Annotated in this window: 22 protein-coding genes and 1 tRNA gene; 15 read left to right on the plus strand and 8 right to left on the minus strand. The window is 71.0% G+C overall.

Features of this window, described 5'->3' with window-relative positions; genetic code table 11:
* Nucleotides 1–9 precede the first annotated feature (9 nt).
* Genes LBW94_RS42145 through LBW94_RS42155 form a run of 3 tightly spaced genes read right to left on the minus strand, consistent with a single transcriptional unit; the run spans nucleotide 10 to nucleotide 5,195 of the window.
* Complete coding sequence (locus LBW94_RS42145) at nucleotides 10–2,799, minus strand: serine/threonine-protein kinase (protein WP_225059710.1); 2,790 nt, start codon at nucleotides 2,797–2,799, stop codon at nucleotides 10–12.
* Nucleotides 2,800–2,805: 6 nt separating this feature from the next.
* Nucleotides 2,806–3,816 (minus strand): glutamate ABC transporter substrate-binding protein, encoded by a 1,011-nt coding sequence (locus tag LBW94_RS42150; RefSeq protein ID WP_225059709.1) that lies wholly within the window; start codon nucleotides 3,814–3,816, stop codon nucleotides 2,806–2,808.
* Nucleotides 3,813–5,195: a hypothetical protein gene (locus LBW94_RS42155; RefSeq protein ID WP_225059708.1), complete on the minus strand. Its 1,383-nt coding sequence runs from the start codon at nucleotides 5,193–5,195 to the stop codon at nucleotides 3,813–3,815. Before LBW94_RS42155 ends, LBW94_RS42150 begins: the two co-directional genes overlap by 4 nt.
* Before the next feature lie 176 nt (nucleotides 5,196–5,371).
* On the opposite strand from LBW94_RS42155, the gene LBW94_RS42160 reads away from it, so the two are divergent.
* Entirely contained in the window at nucleotides 5,372–6,049 is a 678-nt protein-coding gene (locus tag LBW94_RS42160) for an NUDIX domain-containing protein (RefSeq protein WP_225059707.1), read from the plus strand.
* 16 nt (nucleotides 6,050–6,065) lie between these two features.
* Here the strand turns inward: LBW94_RS42160 and thiE are convergent, their stop codons facing one another.
* On the minus strand, nucleotides 6,066–6,773 hold the full coding sequence (gene thiE / locus LBW94_RS42165) for a thiamine phosphate synthase (protein ID WP_225059706.1): 708 nt from the start codon (nucleotides 6,771–6,773) through the stop codon (nucleotides 6,066–6,068).
* Between the two features lie 173 nt (nucleotides 6,774–6,946).
* Between thiE and thiO the strand changes: the two genes are divergently transcribed.
* From thiO to LBW94_RS42195, 6 genes are all read left to right on the plus strand, one after another.
* Nucleotides 6,947–8,017, plus strand: coding sequence for a glycine oxidase ThiO (gene thiO / locus LBW94_RS42170; RefSeq protein WP_225059705.1), 1,071 nt, complete (start codon nucleotides 6,947–6,949; stop codon nucleotides 8,015–8,017).
* Entirely contained in the window at nucleotides 8,014–8,232 is a 219-nt protein-coding gene (gene thiS / locus LBW94_RS42175) for a sulfur carrier protein ThiS (RefSeq protein WP_225059704.1), read from the plus strand. Before thiO ends, thiS begins: the two co-directional genes overlap by 4 nt.
* Complete coding sequence (locus LBW94_RS42180; protein WP_225059703.1) at nucleotides 8,225–8,998, plus strand: thiazole synthase; 774 nt, start codon at nucleotides 8,225–8,227, stop codon at nucleotides 8,996–8,998. Before thiS ends, LBW94_RS42180 begins: the two co-directional genes overlap by 8 nt.
* Nucleotides 8,999–9,196: 198 nt before the next feature.
* A complete protein-coding gene (locus LBW94_RS42185) occupies nucleotides 9,197–10,123 on the plus strand; it encodes an ATP-binding cassette domain-containing protein (protein WP_225059702.1) in 927 nt (308 codons plus the stop codon).
* Entirely contained in the window at nucleotides 10,120–10,947 is an 828-nt protein-coding gene (locus LBW94_RS42190; RefSeq protein WP_225059701.1) for an ABC transporter permease, read from the plus strand. The genes LBW94_RS42185 and LBW94_RS42190 overlap by 4 nt, the downstream gene beginning before the upstream one ends.
* Before the next feature lie 246 nt (nucleotides 10,948–11,193).
* A complete protein-coding gene (locus tag LBW94_RS42195) occupies nucleotides 11,194–12,171 on the plus strand; it encodes an adenylate/guanylate cyclase domain-containing protein (RefSeq protein WP_416277066.1) in 978 nt (325 codons plus the stop codon).
* A gap of 4 nt (nucleotides 12,172–12,175) precedes the next feature.
* Here the strand turns inward: LBW94_RS42195 and LBW94_RS42200 are convergent, their stop codons facing one another.
* Both LBW94_RS42200 and LBW94_RS42205 read right to left on the minus strand, forming a co-directional pair.
* Nucleotides 12,176–12,850, minus strand: a complete 675-nt coding sequence (locus LBW94_RS42200; RefSeq protein WP_225059700.1) for a GntR family transcriptional regulator — start codon at nucleotides 12,848–12,850, stop codon at nucleotides 12,176–12,178.
* 100 nt (nucleotides 12,851–12,950) lie between these two features.
* Complete coding sequence (locus LBW94_RS42205; RefSeq protein ID WP_225059699.1) at nucleotides 12,951–13,112, minus strand: hypothetical protein; 162 nt, start codon at nucleotides 13,110–13,112, stop codon at nucleotides 12,951–12,953.
* Nucleotides 13,113–13,336: 224 nt separating this feature from the next.
* On the opposite strand from LBW94_RS42205, the gene LBW94_RS42210 reads away from it, so the two are divergent.
* From LBW94_RS42210 to LBW94_RS42245, 8 genes are all read left to right on the plus strand, one after another.
* Nucleotides 13,337–15,034 carry an acyclic terpene utilization AtuA family protein gene (locus tag LBW94_RS42210; protein ID WP_225059698.1) on the plus strand — a complete coding sequence of 566 codons (1,698 nt, stop codon included), beginning with the start codon at nucleotides 13,337–13,339 and terminating at the stop codon, nucleotides 15,032–15,034.
* Nucleotides 14,989–16,188 carry an acyl-CoA dehydrogenase family protein gene (locus LBW94_RS42215; RefSeq protein ID WP_266273449.1) on the plus strand — a complete coding sequence of 400 codons (1,200 nt, stop codon included), beginning with the start codon at nucleotides 14,989–14,991 and terminating at the stop codon, nucleotides 16,186–16,188. Before LBW94_RS42210 ends, LBW94_RS42215 begins: the two co-directional genes overlap by 46 nt.
* A complete protein-coding gene (locus LBW94_RS42220) occupies nucleotides 16,185–17,783 on the plus strand; it encodes an acyl-CoA carboxylase subunit beta (protein ID WP_225059696.1) in 1,599 nt (532 codons plus the stop codon). Before LBW94_RS42215 ends, LBW94_RS42220 begins: the two co-directional genes overlap by 4 nt.
* A gap of 8 nt (nucleotides 17,784–17,791) precedes the next feature.
* Entirely contained in the window at nucleotides 17,792–19,873 is a 2,082-nt protein-coding gene (locus LBW94_RS42225; protein ID WP_225059695.1) for a biotin carboxylase N-terminal domain-containing protein, read from the plus strand.
* Between the two features lie 4 nt (nucleotides 19,874–19,877).
* Nucleotides 19,878–21,038 (plus strand): acyl-CoA dehydrogenase family protein, encoded by a 1,161-nt coding sequence (locus LBW94_RS42230; protein WP_225059694.1) that lies wholly within the window; start codon nucleotides 19,878–19,880, stop codon nucleotides 21,036–21,038.
* 14 nt (nucleotides 21,039–21,052) lie between these two features.
* Nucleotides 21,053–21,841, plus strand: a complete 789-nt coding sequence (locus tag LBW94_RS42235) for an enoyl-CoA hydratase family protein (protein ID WP_225059693.1) — start codon at nucleotides 21,053–21,055, stop codon at nucleotides 21,839–21,841.
* Between the two features lie 6 nt (nucleotides 21,842–21,847).
* Nucleotides 21,848–22,474: a TetR/AcrR family transcriptional regulator gene (locus tag LBW94_RS42240; protein WP_225059692.1), complete on the plus strand. Its 627-nt coding sequence runs from the start codon at nucleotides 21,848–21,850 to the stop codon at nucleotides 22,472–22,474.
* Between the two features lie 113 nt (nucleotides 22,475–22,587).
* Nucleotides 22,588–22,660, plus strand: a tRNA-Glu gene (locus LBW94_RS42245).
* A gap of 95 nt (nucleotides 22,661–22,755) precedes the next feature.
* Here the strand turns inward: LBW94_RS42245 and LBW94_RS42250 are convergent.
* Both LBW94_RS42250 and thiD read right to left on the minus strand, forming a co-directional pair.
* A complete protein-coding gene (locus LBW94_RS42250; RefSeq protein ID WP_266273452.1) occupies nucleotides 22,756–23,994 on the minus strand; it encodes a glycosyltransferase in 1,239 nt (412 codons plus the stop codon).
* Nucleotides 23,995–24,104: 110 nt separating this feature from the next.
* Nucleotides 24,105–24,971 carry a bifunctional hydroxymethylpyrimidine kinase/phosphomethylpyrimidine kinase gene (gene thiD / locus LBW94_RS42255; protein WP_225062146.1) on the minus strand — a complete coding sequence of 289 codons (867 nt, stop codon included), beginning with the start codon at nucleotides 24,969–24,971 and terminating at the stop codon, nucleotides 24,105–24,107.
* Between the last annotated feature and the right edge of the window lie 69 nt (nucleotides 24,972–25,040).

Consider the following 25,040-nt stretch of genomic DNA (forward strand, 5'->3'; position numbering starts at 1 on the left):
CGCCGCTGTTCAGAACCAGGATTTGGCGCGCACCATGTTGGCCAGGTCGACCAGGGCGTAGCGGTGGGCGCGGAGGGGGGCGGAGCGGGCCAGTTCGCGCAGGCCGGATTCGGTGCTCTGGCGGATGCCGCGCTCGGTGAAGGCGGCGCCGAACAGGGTGGCGTTGCCCTCGCGCGGGGTCCTGCCCGCTTGCAGCCAGGCCAGGGCGGTGCCCAGGACCAGCAGGCGCATCTGGACCGCGCGCGGTTCGGTGGCGGGCAGGGCGCGGACCCGGGCGGCGGCCACCCGGAGGGTGTACTCGTCCAGGTCGGCCGGGGGCGCCGCGCCGAGCATCAGCAGCACACCGGTCATCCGCGCCTCGGTGTAGTGCCGGGAGGCCAGCGGGACCTCGTCCAGCGCCGCCACCGCCTCACCCACCCGGTTGGCCGCCGCCAGCCGCCGCGCCAGGCCGAAGGCCGCGCTGACGATGCCGCGGTCGGTGCGCCGGACGGTGGCGTAGTACTTCTCGGCGGCCTCGCCCCAGGTCGCCGGATGCGGCGGAACACCCTGTTGCAGAACCAGTTCCGAGGCCACCGCGAGCGCCAGTTTGGGGGCGATCTCGCCGGGCAGCGCCCCCAGGACCGCGTCGAAGCGCGCGAAGGCCGCCTCGTAGTCCTGCTCCAGCAGCGCCGTGAGGCCCAGATACCAGGCCACCCGCCACTCCCCGGGATCCATGCGGCCCAGCAACTCTCGCGCCGCGAGAGGCCGGTCCAGGGCGATCTCGATGCGAGCCTCGGCGAGGGTGCTCTCGACGGCGAAGGTGCTCGGCTGCCCGCCGGGCAGATCCGTGGCCCGGCGGCGGGCGATCCGCACCGCGTCCAGCGCCTGCTCCGGCTCCGGATGCGCGGTGCCGGCCAGCAGCGCCGCCGACGGATCGCCGGGATCGAGCAGCGGCACCGGCAGCGCCGCGGCCACCTCCCGCGCGCTCAGGGCGGTGTCGCGCGCGATGCCGTCCCGGTAGGAGTCGGTCCGGCCGACCAGCTCCAAGGTGCCGAAACTGCTGCGCATCGGGCTGAACACCGTGGACAACTGCGGATGTTCGATACCGGTGTCGGCGGCCAGCACCTCCCGCAGCACCCCCTCCAACTGGGCGGCCATCGCCCGCGCCGACGGGAAGCGCCGCCGCGGATCCGGATCGGTGGCCCGCAGCAGCAGCCGATCGAAGAATTCGTACCGGGCCAGCGCCGGATCCTCCGACCGATCGGGCAGGCCCTCCAGATAGCGGCCCTTGTCGGTGGGCAGATCCACCGTCAGCGCCGCCAGCGTGCGCCCGGCGGTGAAGATGTCGGTGGCGACCGTCGGGCCGGTCCTCGTGATCTCCGGCGCCTGGAAACCTCTGGTGCCGTACAGATTTCCGGAGGTTTCGAACGGTGAGGTGGCACCCAGGTCGATCAGTTTCACCTGATCCGCGGTGACCATGATGTTGTCCGGCTTGAGGTCGTTGTACGCCAGCCCCATCGAATGCAGGTAGTCCAGCGCGGGCAGGATCTCCAGCAGGTAGGCGATCGCCTCGGCGACCGGCATCCGCTCCGGCTTCCGGTAGTTGTCGAGCAGTTCGCGCAGGGAACAGCCGCCGACGTACTCCATCACCAGATATCCGATCACCGCGCCCTCGGGGTTCGGATGCTCGACGAAGTTGTAGATCTTGACGATGCTCGGATGGGCCAGCTCCGCCAGATACCGGCGTTCGGCGACGGCCACCGCCTGCGCCGCATCGTCACCACTGTGCAGCAGGCCCTTGAGCACCACCCAGCGGTTGTCCACATTGCGGTCGATGGCCAGATAGATCCAGCCCAGACCGCCGTGCGCGATACATCCCTGCACCTCGTACTGGTTCGCGACCATATCGCCGGGCCGCAGATAGGGCCGGAAATCGTACGGGGCGCCGCAGGTCGCGCAGACCCCCACGGTGGTCGCGCGCCGTTCGGCGGTGGCCCGGCCGACGGGTTTGCCGCAGCGCCAGCAGAATCGGCGGCGCTCGGCCACACTCGGATCGTCCAGCACGGCACTGGGCGGATCCACCGGCGGCACCACCGGAATCTCCACCAGCCCGGCCCCCAGCCGCCGCAACGTCGGCCGCGACCGAGTCACCCAACTGTGCCCGGATCCACCGGAGTCGCTCCGCACCGCCTGCCCCGCAATGGCGGAGTCACTCAACTCCTCGTCGAAATCCACCCGCCCCCCGGCAGTCTCGACATAACCGGCCCGGGTCGCGGGCAGGGCCACGCTGTCCCCATCCGCCTCCGGGCCGTCCGCCGCGCCCGCGGAGGTGCGACGGGGGCGGTCCCGCGCACCGGAGAATTCCTTGTCCGCTCCGGGGAGGTTACGGTGACCCGCTTGTGTTGCGGGAAGTTCCGTCTCCCGATCGGAGATGTCCCGGTAACCCGCTTGTGTGGCAGGAAGTTCCGGCTCCCGGTCGGAGGCGCTGCGACCGGCCCGGGTCGCCGCGAGGTCGGTCTCTCGGCCCGATGGCGTCCCGCTCGGACCGGAATCGCCGGCGGTGGCGTCCGCCTCGGGTTCGACGGGTGGCCGGTAACCGGCTTGTGTGGCAGGAAGTTCCGGTTCCTCGTCGGCGGACTTGTGGTGATCATCCTGTGTAGCAGGGTGATTCGGATTCGGTGCGAGGGGCTCGTGGCGGTCGGGCCGGCGGCCCGGGATGTCGGGCTCCGGCTGGGGTGGGTGGCGGTCACCGGCCTGGGTGGCGGGCAGTTCCGGGTCCGGCTCGGGGTCCGGCCGCTCGTCGGGTGGGTGCGGGGGCATCGGGGGTCAGTCCCGGTAGCTCGGGGGTGGGGGGCCGGGGGAGGGGCCCAGCGAGACGAGCCAGCGCTGGTACAACCGTTCCCAGCCGCCGTCGGTGCGCAGGCGGTCCAGGGTGTGGTTCACGAAGCGCACCAGATCGTCTGCGCCGAGGGGGATTCCGACGCCGTAGGGTTCCTCGCTGAGGTTGGGGCCGACCATCCGGGTGTACGGGTCCTGTACCGCCAGCCCGGCCAGCAGTACATCGTCGGTGCTCACCGCGTCGACCTGGCCCTGTTGCAGGACCACCAGGCAGTCGGACCAGGTGGGCACGGTCAGGACGGAGGTGGCGGGCTGTTCGCGATGGATCCGCTCCAGCGAGGTGGTGCCCGCGACCACGCAGACTCGTTTCCCGGCCAGGCCGGGCAGTCCGGTGACGGCGGAGGAGCGCAGCACCAGGATCCGCTGATGGGCCAGCAGATAGGTGGTGGAGAAGGTGACGTTGCGGCGCCGCTCACAGGTGATGGTCATGGTCTTCACGACCAGGTCGACGGTGTGCTGTTGCAGGGCGGCCTCGCGGTCCGCGGCGCTGAGGATCCGGAATTCGATGCGATCCGGGCTGCCGAACAGATCGCGCGCGATCTCCCGGGCGATGTCGACGTCGAAGCCGGTGAGGGCACCGGTGAGCGGATCCCGGAAGCTGAACAGATTGCTGCCGCCATCCAGGCCCACCAGCAGCCGCCCGCGGGCCCGGATGGCGGTCAGCGCCGGTCCGGTCGCGTCGGCGCTGGGGCGCAGGCTCGCGGTGACGTCACCGCACTGCTCCGGGGCCGGGGTGGGCGCGTGGCTCTGCTCCGATTGGGCGCGGGCGGGCAGCGGCGGTGCGGTGTAGCTGCCGGTGGGGCCCGGCGGCATGATCGCGGAATCGTCCCGGCAACCGCCGGCCAGCAGCGCGGTCGCGATCAGCAGGATCGGCAGCGCCCTGTGGGACCACGTCCCGCGACACGGCCCCGGCAGTGCTCGGTGGCATCCCGGATTCATCGGTACTCCCGCAGCCGCGGCCACAGGCCCGCCGAGACCAGTGCGGCGGCCAGCGTCGTCAGCGCCACCGCACCCGCCGACAGCAGGTTCAGCGCCCGCGCGGCCCCGGCGATCCCGGCCCGCAGTTCGTGGCGGGTGTGCGCGATGCCGGTGGTCAGGTCCCGGTCCAGCCCGTCCACCTCGGCGGCGGCCTCGTCCGGCCCGGGGCCGATCGCGACCGCGCTGGCGCCGGGGAAGTCGCCGCGGCTCAGCGCGTCGGTCATCCGCTGATGGGCCTCCAGCCAGTCCTGCACATGACTGCGGGCGCTGCCGACCTCCTCCTGTGCGGGCGCGTGCCGGGGATAGCCGCTCAACAAGGTGGTCAGGCGGGACGTGGTCTCGTCGAAGGTCCGGTCGTAGTCGCCGCTCGCGTCCCGGCGCAGCAGTTTCAGGGTTTCCGCCGAACGGGCCTGCTGGGCGAGGGTGTGGCTCACCGTGAGGGTTTCGGTCGGCACGGCGCCGTTGTCGCGCGCGGCCGCGGCGGATCTCGCGGAGATCGTGCCCGCGGCCACGGTCCAGGCCAGCAGGATCACCACCGTGATCGCGGCCGGCAGCAGGCCGGGATTGAGGATGCGGCGGGTGCGGCGGGCCAGATACACCTGGGCCCCGATCAGCGCCACCAGCGTCAGCACGGGCAGGGCGATCGGCGCCCACAGTATCCGCACCTGCCGCTGCTGGGCGGCGGCGATCGCCTCCGCGCGGTGCTCCTGCAACTGCTGTGCCATCGGCAGCAGCGTGGACTGCATCAGATTGGAGGCCTCGCTCAGATAGGCCGCGCCGACCGGATGCCCCTCGCGATTGGCGGTGCGCGCGGTCTCGACCAGGCCGGTGTACACCGGCAGGGCGGTCGCGATCCCGAGGAGCAACTGGGCGTCCGGATCCTCGGTGCCCGCGTCGAGGGTGGTGTTGGACTGCACGACCAGTTCGACCGCGGCCTGCCCGATCGACTGGTTGTACCGGTCGCGGGTCTCGCGGGGTTCCAGCCCGCCCGCGATGAAGGCGGTACCGGCGGCCGCATCGGCCACCGACAGCGCGGAGTACAGGTGCTGCGCGGAATTGGCATCGGGCTCGGTGCTGTCGAGCATGTCCTGCAAGCCGTGCCGCCGATTGTCGATGGAGGTGGCGATCACGATCCCGGTGATCCCGCACAACAGCAGCAGCGTCAGCCCCGCGGCGATCACCTTGGCCGGTGAGGAGCGCAGCAGATCGCGCAGGTCGATGGCGCCGAACTGCTGGCGGACGGCGGCGGCCTCGCGGATGAACGAGCCGGAACTCGGCATGCCGCCGCCCGGCGCCGGCGCCCCGGCGCGCACGCTGTCCCGCCACCAGCCGGGCATCATCGGCGCACCCCCGAACCGTGAGCGCGTGACTGTGCCCCCGAATTCGGGCGGCCGCTCAGCTTATTGTGGTCGTACCGATACCGTCCGCGGACGGCCCGCCCGGGCGACGGCCACGCCGTGCCCGGCCCGTGCCCGGCCGGCGTCGGGACCGGTGGCGAGGATGGGACGAGACGAGTATGCGTGGTGACGGGGACGGCTTCCTGATCAGTCCGGACGGCAGTCGGCAATGGGGTCTTTTTGGTGCTGCTGGATTGTTGCTGCGGGCACCGAGAGCGCGAGGAGCGGGCGCCGGGGCGATGGTGCTGTTGCAGCACCGCGCACCCTGGAGTCACCAGGGTGGGACGTGGGCACTGCCCGGTGGCGCCCGTGACAGCCATGAGTCCAGTGTGCACGCTGCTGTTCGGGAGGCTGAAGAGGAAGCCGGTATCACACCGGCGGCAGTTCGGGTGCGAGGCAGCCGGGTGACCGCGACGGCGGCCTCGGGATGGACCTACACCACCGTCGTTGCCGATGTTGCCAAAGAGTTGCCGATCATCATCAACGTGGAGAGCGCCGAGATGGCCTGGGTGCCCGAGGAGGAGGTCGCCGACCGGCCCCTGCACCCCGGTTTCGCGGCCGCCTGGCCTTCGCTGCGGGCCGAATCCGCCCGGCTCGAACTGACCGGCCTGGCCGATCCCGGCGCCGTCGCGGCCGCCCTGCCCCGCACGGTCGACCTCGCCCACCGCGGCTTCCTCTGGCTGCACACCGCCGACGACGGCGGCCGCCCGGCCCGCATCGGCACCGGCAACCTCGAACCGGCCGACGACGTCCTGCTGCTCACCCTGGACCAGCTGATGTCCGCACCGCCGAGCTGACGATCCGGCCGCCGCCTCACTCGGGCGGCAGGTTCTCCAGCAGACGCTGTTTCAGGGCGCGGGCGGCGGCCTCCGGATCGGCCGCCGCGGTCAGGGCGCGGACCACGACGATGCGAGTGGCCCCCGCGTCCAGGATTTCCGGCAGCCGCTCGGCGTCGATCCCGCCGATGGCGAACCAGGGCCGGACCGGATCGCTGTCGGCGGTGGCCCGGACCAGGTCGATTCCGGCGGCCGACCGACCGGGTTTGGTGGGCGTGGCCCACACCGGCCCGGTGCAGAAGTAGTCGATGTGCTCCTCGATCGCGGCCCGCCCGGCTTGTTCGAGGTCGTGGGTGGATCGCCCGAGCACCACGTCCGGGCCGAGGATCTGCCGGGCGTACCACGGCGGTAGATCGTCCTGGCCGAGGTGCAGCACGTCGGCCCCGGCCGCCAGCGCGATGTCCGCGCGATCGTTCACGGCGAGCAGGGCGTCGTGGCGGCGAGCGGCCGCCTTCAGCTCGGCCAGGGCCGCGAGTTCGCCGCGGGCCTCGAGCGGGCCGAACTCCGCCTCGCCGCGCGAACCCTTGTCGCGGAGCTGGATGATGTCCACCCCACCGGCGAGCACCGCCTCGGCGAACTGCGCCAGGTCGCCGGTGTCCCGGCGGGCGTCGGTGCACAGGTAGAGCCGGGCCGTGGCCAGCCGCTCGCGAGCGGTGCGGGTGCGATGGGGGAGGGACGGTTGCACGCCCTCGACCGTAGCCGCGCTACCGTAAGAGTCGAAACTTGGTGGGTATCCCCGCCGCGATGGCGGCCGCGCGGAGATACCGACGTCCCGGCCCGTGAGCCCGGCGTACCCGGTGGCGAGCGCCATCGTGACGCCCGGACCGGCGCGGGGACCGAGACGAGGTGTGGAAGGTTATGCGAACTCTGGCCGTCGTGGGTGGGGGTGTCATCGGCGCGGTGGTGGCCTGGCGGGCCGCCGCGGCCGGATGGTCGGTCACCGTGTTCGATCCGGCCGCCGGAACCGGCGCGTCCTGGGTGGCGGGCGGCATGCTGGCCCCCCTGTCGGAGGGCTGGCCCGGCGAACAGGAGGCGCTGCACTTCGGCGCCGCCTCCCTGGCCCGCTGGCCCGCCCTGGCCGCCGCCCTGGAACGGGAAACCGGCCTCTCCGTCCTGGTCGCCGACGCCACCCTGACCGTCGCCCTCGATACCGCCGATGCCGCCGACCTGCGCACCATCGCCGATTTCGTCGGCGCCCAGGGCCACCACATGCAGCTCCTGGACCGCGCCGCGGCCCGAGCGACGGAACCGTCCCTGGCCCGCACCGTCCGAGCCGCGCTGCTGGCCCCCGAACCCGCCGCCGACAACCGCCTGCTCCTGACGGCCCTGTCCCGAGCCGGCGCCGCGGCAGGCGTGCGGATCCGCCCGGAACCCGTGCGAGACCTGGCCGACCTCGACCACGACCGCATCGTCCTGGCCGCCGGCGCCGCCTCGGCCCGCCTGTGGCCGCAACTCCCGGTCCGCCCCCTGAAGGGCGAGATCCTGCGGCTACGGCACCGCCCCGGCATCCCGCCGCCCCCGCGCCACGTGGTCCGGGCCCGAGTACACGGCCGCTCCCTCTACCTGGTCCCCCGAGCCGACGGCCTGGTGGTGGGCGCCACCCAGTACGAGGCCGGATTCGACACCACCGTCACCGTGGCGGGAGTCCGGGACCTGATCGCCGACGCCGAAGCCGTCCTGCCCGGCATCGGCGAATACGAACTGACCGAAGCGGCCGCCGGCTCGAGACCGGCAACCCCGGACAATCTTCCCCTGATCGGCCCCCTCACCGAGCGCGTGATCGCCGCTACCGGCCACGGCCGCAACGGCATCCTGGGTGTCCCCGTCACCGCCGACGCGGTGCTGGCCCTGCTCGCCGGTGACGTCCTGCCCGAGGCGAAAGCCGCAGACCCCCATCGTTTTCCGCAGATATCAGGAGGTGCCCGATGACGGCGACCCCGACTCCCGTCGGCGTGACCGTGAACGGCGAGGACCACATGTTCGCCGACCAGCTCACGGTCCGAGAGCTGCTCGAGCGACTGGGCCTGCCGGACCGCGGCGTGGCACTCGCCGTGGACGGCGCTGTCTTCCCCAAGTCCCGCTGGGACGAGCCGGTAGGCCGCGGCTGGGACATCGAGGTGCTGACGGCGGTGCAGGGTGGTTAGCACCGAGCGCGCCACCGAACCCCTGCGCATCGCCGACCGCACCTTCGGCTCCCGCCTGATCATGGGCACCGGCGGCGCCGAGAACCTGGCCGTCCTGGAAGAGGCTCTCCGCATCTCCGGCACCGAACTCACCACCGTCGCCATGCGCCGAGTGGACGCCGAAGGCGGCACCGGCGTCCTGGACCTGTTGCGCCACTTGAACATCGCCCCCCTCCCCAACACCGCGGGCTGCCGCACCGCCGCCGAAGCGGTCCTGACCGCCCAACTGGCCCGAGAGGCCCTGGAAACCGATTGGGTGAAGCTGGAAGTGGTCGCCGACGACCGCACCCTCCTCCCCGACGCCATCGAATTGGTAAGCGCCGCAGAACAACTGGTAGACGACGGCTTCACCGTCCTGCCCTACACCACCGACGATCCCACCCTGTCCCGCCGCCTGGAAGACATCGGCTGCGCCGCGGTGATGCCCCTGGGTTCCCCGATCGGCACCGGCCTCGGCATCAGCAACCCCCACAACATAGCAATGATCGTCGCAGCCGCCACAGTCCCCGTAATCCTGGACGCCGGCATAGGCACAGCCAGCGACGCCGCCCTGGCCATGGAACTCGGCTGCTCCGCAGTCCTCCTGGCCACCGCCGTGACCCGAGCCCGCCGCCCCGCCCGGATGGCCGCCGCCATGGCCGCCGCCGTGGAAGCGGGCTACCTGGCCCACCACGCCGGCCGAATCCCCAAACGCTTCTGGGCCCAAGCCTCCTCCCCCACCCTCTGACCCCACCCCTGATTCTCCCGCCCCCGTGCACATTTCGAACCCCCACCGCGCCCACCCCCAGCAACCCCTAGGCTGCACGGCAAGAGCCCGTTTCCCCGGAACCGGACTCCCGCCACCCCCGGCCCCCAGCGCAGTCGCCGAACCCTGCCCTGCGCCCAGGGCGGTTGCGGACAACGGCCAAACCTGACCGGAGGCACTGTGATCACCGCACAAGCCCTGACGAAGAAATTCGGCACCACAACCGCTGTGGACAACCTCACCTTCACCATCAGCCCAGGCCAGGTCACCGGCTTCCTGGGCCCCAACGGCGCCGGCAAAACCACCACCATGCGCATGCTCCTGGGCCTGGACACCCCCACCTCCGGCACCGCCCTGATCCAGAATGTCCCCTACCGCGACCTCCCGAACCCCCTCCGCACCGTAGGCGCCCTCCTCGACGCGAAATGGGTGCACCCCAACCGCTCGGCCCGCTCCCACCTCCGCTGGCTGGCAGCCTCCAACAACATCCCCCAAACCCGCGTAGCCGAAGTCCTCGGATTGGTGGGTCTCACCGAAGTAGCCACCAAACCGGCAGGCGGCTTCTCCCTCGGGATGTCCCAGCGCCTCGGCCTGGCCGCCGCCCTCCTCGGCGACCCCCCCATCCTCCTCTTCGACGAACCTCTCAACGGCCTCGACCCCGAGGGTATCCACTGGATGCGAGGCTTCATGCGAGCCCTGGCCGGAGAAGGCAGAACAGTCCTGGTCTCCAGCCACCTGCTCTCCGAAATGGAACACACCGCGGAGCGCCTGATAGTAATCGGCCTGGGCGCACTCATAGCCGACACCACCACGCAGGATTTCATCGAGCACGCCTCGGAATCCACTGTCCGAGTACGCAGTCCCCATCGTGACAAACTCCGCGACCTCCTGACCCGAACCTGGACGGTACGCGAAGAAGCGGACGCCCTCCTGGTCACCGGCGCCACCCCCGAAGCCATCGGCGAGCTCGCCGCCGCCAACAGCATCACCCTGTACGAGCTTGCCCCCCAACGAGCTTCACTGGAGGAAGCCTTCATGCGAATGACCGGCGGCGCCGTCAGATACCAGACAGCAGGCTTCCCCGCGGTGATGGGCGGCGCCCTGTGACGACCACTTCCCTCACCGGAACCCTGGCAGCGGAACGAATCAAGCTGACCTCCACCCGTTCCCCCCTGTGGTGCGCGATCCTGATGGTGGTGACCGCCCTGGCCCTGGCCGCCCTGTTCGGCCTGCTGGCCAATTTCGCCTTCCGCACCTACACCGACAACGCTGCCCACGGTCACCTCACCGGTACCGCCCCCTATCTCCACAACGATGCCGCCGCGCTGGGTGTGATGGGTGCCCCGCCGATCATCCCCGGCTTCGGCTACATCCTGGTGATGATCGTCGCCGCCCTGACCGTGACCAGCGAATACCGCTTCGGCACCATCAAAGTCACCTTCCTGGCCACCCCGAATCGTGCCCTGGTCCTCACCGCGAAGGCGGCGGTGGTCGCGCTGGGCGCCGCGGTCCTCTCGGCGGTACTGACCTTCCTGAGCTACCTCATCCTGGCGGCGATCGCGAACCCCGAACCCGGCCGCTACCTCGGCCTGGGCCACGACCAGCGCGTCTTCTACGGCGTCCCGATCTTCATCGCCCTGGTCGTCTTCCTGTCCGTGGCGATCGGCGCCCTGCTGCGCCAGTCGGCCGGTGCCCTGTCCCTGCTGATCGTCTGGCCGCTGCTGCTGGAGCCGATCGTGCAGGCCTTCGGCAGCGTGGGCCGCAACATCGAGGTCTTCCTGCCCTTCGCGAACGCCCTGTGGTTCCTCGGCCTCACCGGCGGCGATCTGCCGTGGCATTGGGGACAGTGGATCTGCCTGGTGTATTTCGCGGCTTTCGTCGCAATCGTCTGGGCTGCGGCGATGTTCGTGGTGCGCCGGCGTGACGCATGACACGGCCGTGATCTCGAACCGGAAACCAGCGGGTTAACTCTGGCCCCGCACCTCGATTCGCCACCGGTACGTCGGTAACGTCGACGAGTACCAACACACTGTCATCGGCGGACCCACTGCTGTGCCCGCTCCGGCCGATCGAGAGGTGGTGGCATGGGGACCATCGACAACGTACGTATCGTGAACAATCCACGGACCCGGAACGACCCGGAGACCGCACCCCCGTGGCTGGGTTACGCTCGGGACGTGAGCGAGACGCCGGCCGAAGATCGAGAGCCCTCGGACGTGGTGATCCCGCTCACGCCCGTCGAGCCCGAGCTGGAAACCGTACTCCCGGAGGATGTTTCGACTCCGGCCGGTACCGAGGCGACGCCGCCGGGAGATACCGAGGCGCCCCGCCGCCCGAAACGCCCGGTCCGCCTGCACCCGGGCCAGCTGTCCTCGCTGATGTCGGCGGCCAATCAGCATTCCGATGTGATCGGCGTCATCCGCAAGGCCCGCGAGAACCTCCCCGGCGATCCGGCCTTCGGCGACCCGCTGTCGGTGTCCGGCCCGGGCGGCCCCCGCGCGGTGGCGCGGGCCACCACCGGACTCACCGGCGACAGCCCGAGCGCGGCCCGCGAGATCGGTCTCGGCGCCCTCCAGGTCTGGCAGGCGATGCTGGAACGGGTCGGCCGCGGCCGCGGCGGCCAGGAGATCACCGTCCTGTTCACCGATCTGGTCGCCTTCTCCCGCTGGTCGCTGACCGCCGGTGACGAGGCCACCCTGATCCTGCTGCGCGAGGTGGCGAAGGCCATCGAACCGCCGATCGAGAAGCGCGGTGGCCAGGTGGTGAAGCGGATGGGCGACGGCGTGATGGCCGTGTTCGCCTCACCGGACCGGGCCGTCGACGCGGTGGTGGCCGCCCGGCGCAACCTGAGCCAGGTCCGGGTGCAGGGCTACCGCCCGCAGATGCGGGTCGGCCTGCACACCGGCACCCCGCGGGAGATCGGCGGCGACTGGCTCGGCCTGGACGTCACCATCGCGGCCCGGGTGATGGAGGCCGGTGGCAACGGCAACACCATGCTGTCGGCGGCCACCCTGGCGGCCCTGCAACCGGACACCCTGCAACGCCTGGGCCTGACCGTGAAGCCTTATCGCCGAAGCATTTTCGCCGCACCGCTGTCCGGCGTCCCGGAGGACCTGAAGATCTTCCGGCTGGACGGTGCGCGCACCGGCCGCTGACGGGTCAGCCGCGCGGCACCCGGCGCAGCGCCTCGATCACACTGGCCAGATGGGCCTGCGCGGCCACCCGCGCGGCCTCCGGATCGTGCGCGCGGACGGCCTCGATGATGGCCAGATGTTCCGGCAGCGACACCGACGGCCGTCCCGGTTGCAGGGCGAGCCGGAACTGATGCCGGACCAACTGGGCGCGCAGCCGTTCCAGTACCCGGGCGGCCGTGCCCTGCCCGCCGATCTCCCGCACCCGGCGGTGCAACTGCTGGTTGAGTTCGGAGTATCCGGTGAGATCGCCCGCGGCGACGGCCTCCCGCATGGCCTGTCCGAGTTCCCCCAGCTCCGTGGCCTGCTCCGGCGTGACGCGTTCGGCGGCCTTCGCCGCGCACAGCGCCTCCAGCGCCATCCGCACCTCGTAGATCTCGACGGCCTCGTCCAGCGATACCGCGCGCACCCGGGCGCCGCGGTTGGCGACGCGCTCGACCAGCCCCTCATTGGTCAGTTCCAGCAGCGCGGCGCGGACCGCGGCGCGGCCGGCGTCGAACCGCTCGGACAGGTCCGCCTCGACCAGCCGCTGATCGGCGACGAACTCACCGTGCAGGATCGCCTCCCGGATGGCCTCCACCAGACTCTGGTGGGTCGTCCGGGTCGCTGTCGTCCCCGCCCGCGGTGCTGTTGCCGGATCCACAGTCGTCCTGCCGCTCGTGTGCTCGCCGATGGTGGCCGCGGGCGGTGTCCACCCGCTTCGCGATGGTAGCGCCGGTTCGCGGCCGGACGCCGTCGCGACGTCAACCCTGCATCATCCAGGTGATCGCCCCGGCCGCGGCGAGTACGCCGCAGACGCCCAGCGCGGCGGCCAGCGGGCGCGTGGTCTTCCACAGCGACCAGGTACCGCCGAAGAGGAATCCGGCGAGGGCGAGCAACAGCAGGGCGATCACGGAATGGGACACGTCGCCATTGTGCCGTGCCGGTCAGGCCGCGATGCGGTGCGGGACGCGCCGCCGTCGGTGCCGAATATCGATCATGATCCGCCGATACTCCACACTCGGTGCCACTACCAGCGACTATGGTCAATAAAAATCACGCAGGCTTGCTTTTTTAGGGCCGGAGTGTGAGGCTGGTCGGGTGCGGCGAGGCGGCCGCGCAGGGTGACGGCAGACAGGGAGGCGTGCTGATGAGCGATGCGGCCGTCCGGATCGGCAACTGTTCCGGGTTCTACGGCGATCGGTTCGCGGCGATGCGGGAGATGCTCACCGGCGGGCAGCTGGACGTCCTCACCGGCGACTATCTGGCCGAACTGACGATGCTGATCCTGGGCCGGGACCGGATGAAGGATCCCACCCTGGGCTATGCCAAGACCTTCGTCCGGCAACTGGAGCAATGCCTGGCCCTGGCGCTGGAACGCGGGGCGCGGATCGTCACCGATGCCGGTGGCCTGAATCCGGCCGGGCTGGCCGAGCGCATCCGTGCGGTCGCCGCCGCGGCCGGGCTGACCGTGCGGGTCGCGCACGTCGAGGGCGACGACCTGCTGCCCCGGGCCGCGGAACTCGGGCTGGGCGCGCCGCTCACCGCCAACGCCTATCTCGGCGCCTGGGGTATCGCCGAATGTCTCACTGCCGGAGCCGATGTGGTGGTCACCGGCCGGGTCACCGACGCCTCCCTGGTGGTCGGCCCCGCCGCCGCCCACTTCGGCTGGGGCCGTGAGGATTTCGACGCCCTGGCGGGCGCGGTGGCGGCCGGTCACGTGATCGAGTGCGGCACCCAGGCCACCGGCGGCAATTTCGCGTTCTTCACCGAGATCGCCGATCTCGACCGGCCCGGCTTCCCGATCGCGGAGGTGCACGCCGACGGCAGCGCCGTGATCACCAAACATCCCGGCACCGGCGGTGCGGTCACCGTCGATACCGTTGCCGCGCAACTGATGTACGAGATCCAGGGGGCGCGCTACGCGGGCCCGGACGTCACCACCCGGCTCGACAGCATCCGGCTCGCCCCGGCGGGCCCGGACCGGGTGCTGATCAGCGGGGTGACCGGCGAGGCCCCACCGCCGCGGCTGAAGGTGTCGCTGAACACCCTCGGCGGCTTCCGCAACGAGATGACCTTCGTCCTCACCGGACTCGACATCGAGGCGAAAGCCGCGCTGGCGCAACGGCAGCTGGAGGCGGAACTGCCCGCGCGCCCGGCCGAGCTGGAGTGGTCGCTGACCCGCCTGGACCGTCCCGACGCCGACACCGAGGAGCGGGCCAGCGCGCTGCTGCGCTGCGTCGCCCGCGATCCGGATCCGAAGGTGGTCGGCCGCCGATTCTCCGGCACCGCGGTCGAATTGGCGCTGGGCAGCTATCCCGGCTGCACCCTCACCTCACCACCCGGCGACGGTTCGCCCTACGGGGTGTTCACCGCCGGCTACGTCGACGCCGGCGAGGTCCCGCACACCGCGGTGCTCCCGGACGGCGCCCGGCGTGCGATCGCCCCCGCCGCGACCACCGCGGAGCTCACCGAGGTCGCCGAACCCGTACTGCCGCCACCGTTGCCGGCCGGGCCGGTGCGCCGGATCCCGCTGGGCACGATCGCGGCGGCGCGCAGCGGCGACAAGGGCGGCAACGCCAACGTCGGCGTGTGGGTGCGCACCGACGAGCAGTGGCGCTGGCTGGTGCACGCGCTCACCGTCGACGAGGTGCGGCTGCTGCTGCCCGAGGCCGCGAAACTACCGATCACCCGGCACGTGCTGCCGAATCTGCGGGCGCTGAACTTCGTGATCGAGGGCCTGCTCGGCCAGGGGGTTGCCTACAACGCGCGCTTCGACCCGCAGGCCAAGGGTCTCGGCGAATGGCTGCGGTCGCGGCACGTGGACATCCCGGAGGAACTGCTGTGACGGCGGCATCGGTGTGGAACACCCCCGAGCGCAGCGCATTGCGCGCCACCGTACGGGGTTTCGTCGAGCGGGAGATCCTGCCCGAACTGGACGACTGGGAGCGCGCCGGGGCGATCCCGCGCGCACTGCACCGCAAGGCAGGCGAACTGGGCCTGCTGGGGGTGCAGTTCCCGGAGGCGGTGGGCGGCTCCGGCGGCGATCCGATCGACGCCACCGTGGTCTGCGAGGAGATGCACTACGCCGGGGTCTCCGGCGGCCTGTGGGCCTCGCTGTTCACCTGCGGCATCGCGGTGCCGCATCTGGTCGCCGCAGGTGACGCCGAACAGCTCGAGCGCTGGGTGCGGCCGACGCTGGCGGGGGCGAAGATCGGCTCGCTGGCCATCACCGAACCCGGCGGCGGCTCCGACGTCGGCCACCTCACCACCAGCGCGGTCCGCGACGGCGACCACTACCTCGTCAACGGCGCCAAGACGTTCATCACCTCCGGCACCCGCGCCGATTTCGTGGTGACCGCGGTGCGCACCGGCGGCCCCGGCGCGGCCGGGGTCTCGCTGCTGGTGGTGGAGGCGGGCACGCCCGGTTTCACGGTCGGCCGCAAACTGGAGAAGATGGGCTGGCTGGCCTCGGACACCGCGGAACTGTCCTATGTGGATGTGCGGGTGCCGGTGTCGCATCTGGTCGGCCCGGAGAACAGCGGATTCGCCCAGATCGCCGCGGCTTTCGTCAGCGAGCGGGTGGGGCTGGCCGCGCAGGCGTACGCGCAGGCCCAGCGCTGCCTGGACCTGACCGTGCGGTGGTGCCGCGAGCGCGAGACCTTCGGCCGGCCGCTGATCAGCCGCCAGTCGGTGCAGAACACGCTGGCCGAGATGGCCCGCCGCATCGACGTGGCCCGCGTCTACACCCGGCACGTGGCCGAACGCGCCGCGGCGGGGGAGACCGATCTGATCGCCGAGGTCTGCTTCGCCAAGAACACGGCCGTCGAGACCGGCGAATGGGTGGCCAATCAGGCCGTACAGCTGTTCGGCGGCCTCGGCTACATGCGCGAATCCGAGGTGGAGCGGCAGTACCGCGATATCCGGATCCTCGGTATCGGCGGTGGTACCACGGAGATTCTGACCGCGCTGGCGGCTAAGCGATTGGGGTTCCAGTCTTGAGTGTGTTGCGAACGACGGTCGACCCGGGGTCGGCCGACTACGAGGCGGCGGCGACGGCCATGCGGGCCAAGCTGACCGAGATCGAGGCCGAATTCGCGAAGGCGATCGCCGGCGGCGGTGCGGACAAACTGGCGCGGCATCGTAAGCGCGGCAAGCTGACCGCGCGCGAACGCATCGAGTTGCTGCTCGACGAGGACTCGCCGTTCCTGGAGCTGTGCCCGCTCGCGGCCTGGGGCAGCGAATTCCCGGTGGGCGCCAGCGTGATCGCCGGGATCGGCATCGTGGAGGGCGTCGAGTGCATGGTCATCGCCTCGGACCCGACCGTGCGCGGCGGCACCACCAACCCCTGGTCGCTGCGGAAGACGCTGCGCTGCAACGATATCGCCCTGGAGAACCGGCTGCCGATCATCGGCCTGGTGGAATCCGGCGGCGCCGATCTGCCGACCCAGAAGGAGGTCTTCGTCCCCGGCGGACGCGGCTTCCGCGACCTGACCCGGGCGTCCGCGGCCGGAATTCCCACCATCGCCCTGGTTTTCGGCAACTCCACCGCCGGTGGCGCGTACATCCCGGGTATGTCGGACTACACCGTGATGATCAAGGACCGCTCCAAGGTCTTCCTCGGCGGCCCGCCGCTGGTGAAGATGGCCACCGGTGAGGAGTCCGACGACGAATCCCTCGGCGGCGCCGAGATGCATGCCCGCACCTCCGGTCTGGCCGATTATCTGGCCGTCGACGAGCAGGACGCGATCCGGCTCGGCCGCGCCATCGTGCGCCGGCTGAACTGGCGTAAGCAGGGTCCGGCGCCGCGCCGGGAGATCCGCGCGCCGCGTTACGACCAGGCGGAACTGCTCGGCATCGTGCCCGGCGACCTCAAGATCCCGTTCGACCCGCGCGAGGTGATCGCCCGGGTGGTCGACGATTCCGATTTCGACGAATTCAAGCCGCTGTACGGGTCCAGTCTGGTCACCGGCTGGGCGGAACTGCACGGCTATCCGGTCGGCATCCTGGCCAACGCCCGCGGCGTGCTGTTCTCCGAGGAGGCGCAGAAGGCCGCGCAGTTCATCCAGCTGGCCAACCAGTCCGATACGCCACTGCTGTTCCTGCACAACACCACCGGCTACATGGTCGGCAAGGAGTACGAGCAGAAGGGCATCATCAAGCACGGCGCGATGATGATCAACGCGGTCTCCAATTCCACGGTGCCGCACATCTCGGTGCTGATGGGCGCCTCCTACGGCGCCGGACATTACGGCATGTGCGGCCGCGCCTACGATCCGCGCTTCGTCTTCGCCTGGCCCAGCGCCAAATCCGCGGTGATGGGCGGCGCGCAGCTGGCGGGCGTGATCTCGATCGTCGGCCGGGCCGCCAACGAGGCGCGCGGCATCCCGTTCGACGAGGCCGCCGACGCGCAGCTGCGGGCCGCGATCGAGGCGCAGATCGAGGCCGAGTCGCTGCCGATGTTCATGTCCGGCCGCCTCTACGACGACGGCGTGATCGACCCGCGCGATACCCGCACGGTATTGGGAATGGCGTTGTCCGCCATCCACAATGCCCCGATCGAGGGCGCCGCCGGTTTCGGCGTCTTCCGGATGTGAGGCCCACAGTGAGCGAGTTCGACAGCGCCGCAACGACTGTCACGTCGGTACTGGTCGCCAACCGCGGCGAGATCGCCCGGCGGGTGTTCGCCACCTGCCGCCGGATGGGCCTGGGCACCGTCGCGGTGTACTCGGACGCCGACGCGGCCGCCCCGCACGTCACCGAGGCCGACGCGGCGATCCGGCTGCCCGGCAACACCCCCGCCGAGACCTACCTGCGCGGCGATCTGATCGTGGCCGCCGCACTGGCCGCGGGCGCCGACGCGATCCACCCAGGCTACGGATTCCTCTCGGAGAACGCGGAATTCGCCCGCGCGGTGCTCGACGCCGGGCTGGTGTGGATCGGCCCGCCGGTGGCCGCGATCGAGCAGATGGGTTCCAAGGTCGCGTCCAAGAAGATGATGGACGCCGCCGGAGTGCCGGTCCTGAGCGAGCTGGACCCGGCCGAGGTCACCGCCGCCGAACTACCGGTGCTGATCAAGGCGTCCGCGGGCGGCGGCGGCCGCGGCATGCGGGTGGTCCGCGACCTCGCCGAACTGCCCGGACAGCTGGAAGCCGCCCGGCGCGAGGCGGAGTCGGCCTTCGGCGATCCCACCGTCTTCTGCGAGCGCTACCTGGAGACCGGCCGCCACATCGAGGTGCAGGTGATGGCCGACGCCCACGGCACGGTGTGGGCTGTCGGCGAACGGGAGTGCTCGATCCAGCGCCGTCATCAGAAGGTGGTGGAGGAAGCGCCGTCGCCGCTGGTGGAACGCATCGATGGCCGGTATGGAGCGGATTCGGCGGAGACCGGCCGAGGGGCGCCGCAGAGCATGCGCGAGCGGCTGTTCCACGCCGCCCGGCTGGCAACCGAGGCGATCGGTTACCGCGGCGCCGGAACGGTGGAGTTCCTGGCCGACGAGCAGGGTGAGTTCTTCTTCCTGGAGATGAACACCCGCTTGCAGGTGGAGCATCCGGTCACCGAGTGCACGACCGGCCTGGACCTGGTCCGGACCCAGATCCGGGTGGCGCAGGGCCACCGGTTGCCCGCCGGGCCGCCGCCACTGCGCGGGCACTCGATCGAGGTGCGGCTGTACGCGGAGGATCCGGCGCAGGACTGGCAACCGCAGAGCGGCGACGTCCATCACATCGACTTCGGTCCGGGGACAACCGAGTTCGCGGTGCTCGGCGAGCCGGGTGTGCGGGTGGACTCGGGCGTGGTGTCCGGCTCCGTGGTCGGTGTGCACTACGACCCGATGCTGGCGAAGGTGATCTCCTACGCCGACACTCGCGACGAGGCCGCGCATCTGCTCGCGACCACCTTGCAGCGGGCCAGGATCCACGGCCTGGTCACCAATCGCGATCTGCTGGTACGGGTGCTACGGCATCCCGCCTTCCTCGCCGGGGACACCGACACCGCCTTCTTCGCCACCCACGGCCTGGAAAGCCTTGCCGCACCGCTGGTCTCGGAATCCGACGAGCAACTCTCGGTGGTGGCCGCCGCCCTCGCCGACGCCGCCGTCAACCGGGCCGCCGCCGCGGTGGGCGGTGGATTGCCCAGCGGCTGGCGCAACCTGCCGTCCGACCCGCAGCGCAAGAGCTACGAGAGCCGCACCACCGGCGTCCACGAGGTCCGCTACCGGTTCACCCGGGCGGGCATCGAGGTGGCCGGGCGGGACGGGCTCGCCGCCGCCGAGGTCGTCCCCGGGCAGGTCACCCTGCTGGTGCCCGGCGACCGTGGGCCGGTGCGCCGCCGTTTCGAGGTGGCCCGCTACGGCGATGCGGTGGCGGTGGATTCCCCGCTGGGGCCGGTCGCGCTGCGCCGGCTGCCGCGTTTCACCGATCCCGCCGACCAGGTGGCGGCGGGCTCGTTGCTGGCGCCCATGCCCGGCACCGTGATCCGGCTCGGCGCCGAACCCGGCGCGGCGGTCACCAAGGGACAGCCGCTGCTGTGGCTGGAGGCGATGAAGATGGAGCACACCATCGCCGCCCCCGCCGACGGGGTGCTGACCGAACTGAATGTGACCGTGGGGCAGCAGGTAGAGGTCGGCGCCGTGCTGGCCGTCGTGCAGACCGATGATCCCGACACCACCACCGAAACGCAGGAGTAGCGCGATGAGCTTCCTCGAAACCGACGAACAGAAACAGCTGCGCGCCGCCGTGTCCGGGCTCGCGACCAAGTACAACTACCGCGACTACACCGCCGCGAAGGCCCACGCCAACGAACCGCTGACCGAATTGTGGAATGCGGCGGGCGAACTCGGCTTCATCGGGGTGAACCTGCCCGAGGAGTACGGCGGCGGCGGGGCCGGCATCTACGAACTCGCGCTGGTGCAGGAGGAGTTGTCCACCCAGGGCAGCGGCCTGCTGCTGCTGGTGGTGTCGCCGGCCATCTGCGGCACCATCATCGCCAAGTTCGGCACCGAGGAGCAGAAGCGGAACTGGCTGCCGCGCATCGCCGACGGCTCCGCGAAGATGGCCTTCGGCATCACCGAGCCCGACGCCGGATCCAACTCCCACCAGATCACCACCACCGCGCGCCGCGACGGCGACGACTGGATCCTCAACGGCCGCAAGGTGTTCATCTCCGGGGTGGATCAGGCCGAGGCGGTACTGATCGTCGCCCGCACCGAGGACGCGAAGACCGGCACGCTGAAGCCGGCGCTGTTCATCGTGCCCACCGACACTCCCGGATTCGAGAAGAATCGCCAGGAGATGGACATCATCGAGCCGGACAACCAGTTCACGCTGTTCCTCGACGATGTCCGGGTGCCGTCGACGGCGCTGGTCGGTCGCGAGGACGCCGCCCTCGCGCAGCTGTTCGCGGGGCTCAACCCGGAGCGCATCATGGGCGCCGCGATGGCGATCGGCATCGGCCGCTACGCCCTGGACCGGGCCGTGGAATACGCGCGGGAACGGCAGGTGTGGAAGACGCCGATCGGTGCGCACCAAGGTATCTCGCATCCGCTGGCGCAGGTGAAGATCGAACTGGAACTGGCCAGGCTGATGATGCAGAAGGCCGCCGTGCTCTACGACGCCGGTGACGACTTCGGCGCCGCGGAAGCCGCCAACATGGCGAAATACGCTGCGGCGGAGGCCAGTATCAAGGCGCTCGACCAGGCCATCCAGACCCACGGCGGCTCCGGCCTGACCCGGGACGTCGGCCTGGCCGCGATGCTCGCCGCCGCCCGCATCGCCCGGGTGGCCCCGGTCAGCCGCGAGATGATCCTCAACTTCGTCGCCCAGCACTCGCTGGGCCTGCCCCGGTCGTACTGAGTCAGGAGCGCACGATGAGCGAAACCGACAGCGGCACAACGCCGGTGGTGCGCTACGAGGTGGACGGCGGCTTCGCCGTGCTGACCCTCGACTCGCCGCGCAACCGTAACGCGCTGTCGTCGCGGCTGGTGGCCGAACTGCTCGACGGCCTGGACCGCGCGGGCGCCGACGCCGGTGTGCGCGGGGTGGTGCTGACCCACACCGGTAGCACCTTCTGCGCCGGTGCGGATCTGAAGGAGGCGCTGGACGCCGACCCCGCGGCCGCCGCCGACGAACGCACCCGCTGGGGGGTGGCGATCCTGCGCCGCGTCCTGGAACTGCCGAAACCCGTGGTGGCGCAGGTGAACGGCCATGTCCGGGCCGGCGGCATGGGGATCGTCGCGGCCTGCGACCTCGTGGTCGCGGGTCCGGAGAGCACGTTCGCGCTCACCGAGGCGCGGCTGGGCCTGGCGCCGTTCGTGATCTCGCTGACCCTGCTGCCGCGGCTGACCCCGCGCGCGGCGGCGCGGTACTTCCAGACCGGTGAGACCTTCGACGCCGCCACCGCCGAACGGATCGGGCTGATCACGGTCGCCGCGGACGATCCCGCCGCCGAGGTGGCCGCGTTGCGGGCACAGCTGCGGCTGTCCTCGCCACAGGGCCTGGCCGAGAGCAAGCGGCTGGTCACCGCGCCGCTGTTGGCCGAGTTCGACCGGTCCGCCGATGAGCTGGCGAAACGGTCCGGGTCCTGCTTCGGCACCCCGGAGGTGATCGAGGGCATGACGGCCTTCCTGCAGCGCCGCCGCCCGAACTGGGCAGAATAGGTCGCCATGGTCGCGCCCCGGGAACCCCACGAACCCAAACAGGACCGCAGCCGTGCCACCCGGCAGCGGCTGCTGGAGGCCACCATCGACTGCCTGGCCGAACTGGGCTGGGCGGCGGCGACCGTCGCCGTGGTCGCCGAACGGGCCGGGGTGTCGCGGGGTGCGGCACAGCATCACTTCCCCACCCGGGAGGAGCTGATCACCGCCGCGCTCGAGTACATGTTCGACACCCGCATCGTGCAGTCCCGCACCGAGGCGGCGACGCTGGGCGCCATCGCCGAGGGCGCCGACCGCACCCATGCCGTGGTGGTCTCGCTGGTCGAGTCGTACACCGGCACGATCTTCAAAGCGGCCCTCCAGGTGTGGACGCACGCCGCCGCCGACCCGGCGCTGCGCGAGCGCATCGTGCCGCTGGAGGCGCACTTCGGCCGGGTGTCGCACCGGATGGCGGTCGCGGCGCTCGGCGTCGACGACTCCGATCCGGTGACCCACCACCTGGTCCAGGCCACCCTGGACCTGGCCCGCGGACTGGGCCTCGCCGACGTCCTGACCGACGACTCCGCCCGCCGCAAGGCCATCGTCGCGCAATGGGCGACCACACTGCACGAGGCATTGCGGGCCCGCACGGTGTAGGTCGGTTGTCCGATTTGGTTCCCCGGCGGAGGCCCGTTAAGCTGGCGGAGCCTTCCCGCGCGGAAGGCGCGCAGGATCTCGTGGAGCTTCTCCAACGGGATCGCAGCGGTTCTGGTCCCGTCGTCTAGCGGCCTAGGACGCCGCCCTCTCAAGGCGGTAGCGCGGGTTCAAATCCCGTCGGGACTACTTCTCACGCAAGGGCTCTCGAGCCCGGCTGTCACAGGAATCATGCTCGGCACCGGCCGGGCGAGCCACCCGGCCGGTCTCCGGCAGTCACTCGATCAGGCAACGCTCCGGCTGCCCTGCACCGCATTGCGGAACACCCAGCGCAGTCCGATGAATCGGGTCAGCGTCGCCACCAGGTTGGCCACCACCAGCACGAACAGTTCCAGATGCACCGCCGCGCTCGGCGCCCACCGGTGCAACGCGAACAGCGAACCACTGGTCAGCACCCAGGCGAACACGAAGATCAGCAGACCCTGGAAGTGCTGCGACACCATCCGCGTCGACCCCCGCACCCCGAACGTGAAGGCCCGGTTCGCGGCGGTGTTACCGACCGCGGTGATCAGCAGAGCCAGGAAGTTCGCGGGCTGCGCGCCGACGATCGCCTGCAACAGCACGTAGAGCAGCGCATAGGCGAGGGTCGAGACGATGCCGATGATGCCGAAGCGCACCAGCTGCCCGACCATACCCAGCGGCACCCCGTCCACCAGCGGCTCCCGGCCGATCGCCACCCGCAGTTCGTTGATGGGCAGCGTGCCCGTCGCGAGCCCCTTGGAGACCCGCCACACGCCGAGCAGGTCCTTGCGCGCGGTATCGACGATGTCCACGCGGGAATCCGGGTCGTCGATCCAGTCGACGGGCACCTCGTGGATGCGCAGCCCGGACCGTTCGGCCAGCACCAGCAGTTCGGTGTCGAAGAACCACTCGCCGTCCTGCACCAGCGGCAGCAGCTTGCGTGCCACATCGGTGCGCATCGCCTTGAAACCACACTGCGCATCGGAGAACCGCGCCTGCAACGACGCCTTCAGGATCAGGTTGTAGCAGCGGGAGATGAACTCCCGCTTCGGCCCCCGCACCACCCGCGACGACCGCGACAGCCGGGTACCGATCGCCAGATCCGAATGCCCGGACACCAGCGGCGCCACCAACGGCAGCAACGCATTCAGATCGGTCGACAGATCCACATCCATGTACGAGACGACCTCCGCGTCGGAGGCCTCCCACACCGCGCGCAGGGCCCGGCCGCGGCCCTTGCGATCCAGGTGCACCACCCGCACCCCGTCCAGCTCCGTCGCCAGCAGCGTGGCGACGGCCAGGGTGCCGTCGGTGGATGCGTTGTCGGCGATGGTTATCCGCGCGGAGAACGGGAACCCGCCACGCAGGTGCGCGTGCAACCGCCGCACACAGTCGACCAGCGTGTGTTCCTCGTTGTAGACGGGAATCACCACATCGAGGACCGGGGTCTGTACCGGTTCGGGAGTGATGGTGGCCTGCACCGCTGTGGCTGTGTCGGTCATGTCACCAACGTTCGATCATGTCACTGAACCAGGGCTGCGGCACAGCTGGGAGTTTCCTGGGAAACATACTGGTCAGGATGCCCGTACGGTCCCGGATTCGCGCCTACCGGTCACGAGCGTCGGTGCGCGGCCACATCGGCCCGCAATCGCCACAGCGGCGACACCGGCCCGTGCCCGGCGCCGAGATCGTAAGCGGCTTGCAGGCATCGGGTGGTCCACTCCTTGGCGAAGGCCACCGCGTCGGGCACCTCGTAGCCGTGTGCCAGCGCGCACGCCGTGGCCGCCGCCAGGGTGTCGCCGCCACCGTGGTCGTTGCCGGTGGCGATGCGGGGCGCCGACAGTTCGTGGAACCGCTCGCCGTCGAACAGCAGATCGGTGCTGAAGTCCGAGGTGCGCAGATGCCCGCCCTTGACGATCGCCCAGCGCGGCCCCAGCCGGTGCAGCGCCTCGGCCGCCGCGCGAGCGGTCGCGTCGTCGGTGACCTCGATGCCGGTGAGCAATCGCACCTCGTCCAGATTCGGCGTGATCACGGTCGCCAGCGGAATCAGCGTGTGCCGCAACGCATCCAGCGCCTCGGCGTGCAGCAGCGGATCGCCGTGCATGGAGGCCGCCACCGGATCCACCACCAGCGGGACGTGCCCGTCGCGCCCGATGCCCAGCTCCCGGCAGACCGCGGCGACCGCCTCGATGATCGCCGTCGAGGCCAGCATGCCGGTCTTCGCCGCCCCGATGCCGATATCGGTCACCACCGACCGCACCTGCGCGGCCACCGTCTCCGGCGGGATCTCGTGGAATCCGCTCACCCCGACCGTGTTCTGCACGGTCACGGCGGCCACCGCGACACAGGCGTGCACACCCAGCAACGCCATCGTGCGGGAGTCGGCCTGGATTCCGGCGCCGCCGCCGGAGTCGGTTCCGGCGATGGTGAGCACGCGAACCGGGGTCTGCCCGTCGGGGGTGAGCGGCAACAATTTCACGGTACGACCCTAGCGACCGCTGCCGCGGCCCGGAGGCGGGTCGGAGGATACGGGCAACGGTTGCGTTTC

The sequence above is a fragment of the Nocardia sp. alder85J genome, from assembly GCF_020176955.2.
Lineage (GTDB): Bacteria > Actinomycetota > Actinomycetes > Mycobacteriales > Mycobacteriaceae > Nocardia.

What these genes read in the sequence shown, in the direction of transcription:
- LBW94_RS42230 (WP_225059694.1), top strand. Translation starts at nt 19,878, where the DNA reads ATGAGCTTCCTCGAAACCGACGAACAGAAACAGCTGCGCGCCGCCGTG.
- LBW94_RS42250 (WP_266273452.1), bottom strand. Translation starts at nt 23,994, where the DNA reads ATGACCGACACAGCCACAGCGGTGCAGGCCACCATCACTCCCGAACCG.
- LBW94_RS42210 (WP_225059698.1), top strand. Translation starts at nt 13,337, where the DNA reads ATGAGCGATGCGGCCGTCCGGATCGGCAACTGTTCCGGGTTCTACGGC.
- LBW94_RS42155 (WP_225059708.1), bottom strand. Translation starts at nt 5,195, where the DNA reads ATGATGCCCGGCTGGTGGCGGGACAGCGTGCGCGCCGGGGCGCCGGCG.
- LBW94_RS42240 (WP_225059692.1), top strand. Translation starts at nt 21,848, where the DNA reads ATGGTCGCGCCCCGGGAACCCCACGAACCCAAACAGGACCGCAGCCGT.
- thiS (WP_225059704.1), top strand. Translation starts at nt 8,014, where the DNA reads ATGACGGCGACCCCGACTCCCGTCGGCGTGACCGTGAACGGCGAGGAC.
- thiO (WP_225059705.1), top strand. Translation starts at nt 6,947, where the DNA reads ATGCGAACTCTGGCCGTCGTGGGTGGGGGTGTCATCGGCGCGGTGGTG.
- LBW94_RS42145 (WP_225059710.1), bottom strand. Translation starts at nt 2,799, where the DNA reads ATGCCCCCGCACCCACCCGACGAGCGGCCGGACCCCGAGCCGGACCCG.
- LBW94_RS42160 (WP_225059707.1), top strand. Translation starts at nt 5,372, where the DNA reads ATGCGTGGTGACGGGGACGGCTTCCTGATCAGTCCGGACGGCAGTCGG.
- LBW94_RS42215 (WP_266273449.1), top strand. Translation starts at nt 14,989, where the DNA reads ATGGCTGCGGTCGCGGCACGTGGACATCCCGGAGGAACTGCTGTGACG.
- LBW94_RS42150 (WP_225059709.1), bottom strand. Translation starts at nt 3,816, where the DNA reads ATGAATCCGGGATGCCACCGAGCACTGCCGGGGCCGTGTCGCGGGACG.
- LBW94_RS42235 (WP_225059693.1), top strand. Translation starts at nt 21,053, where the DNA reads ATGAGCGAAACCGACAGCGGCACAACGCCGGTGGTGCGCTACGAGGTG.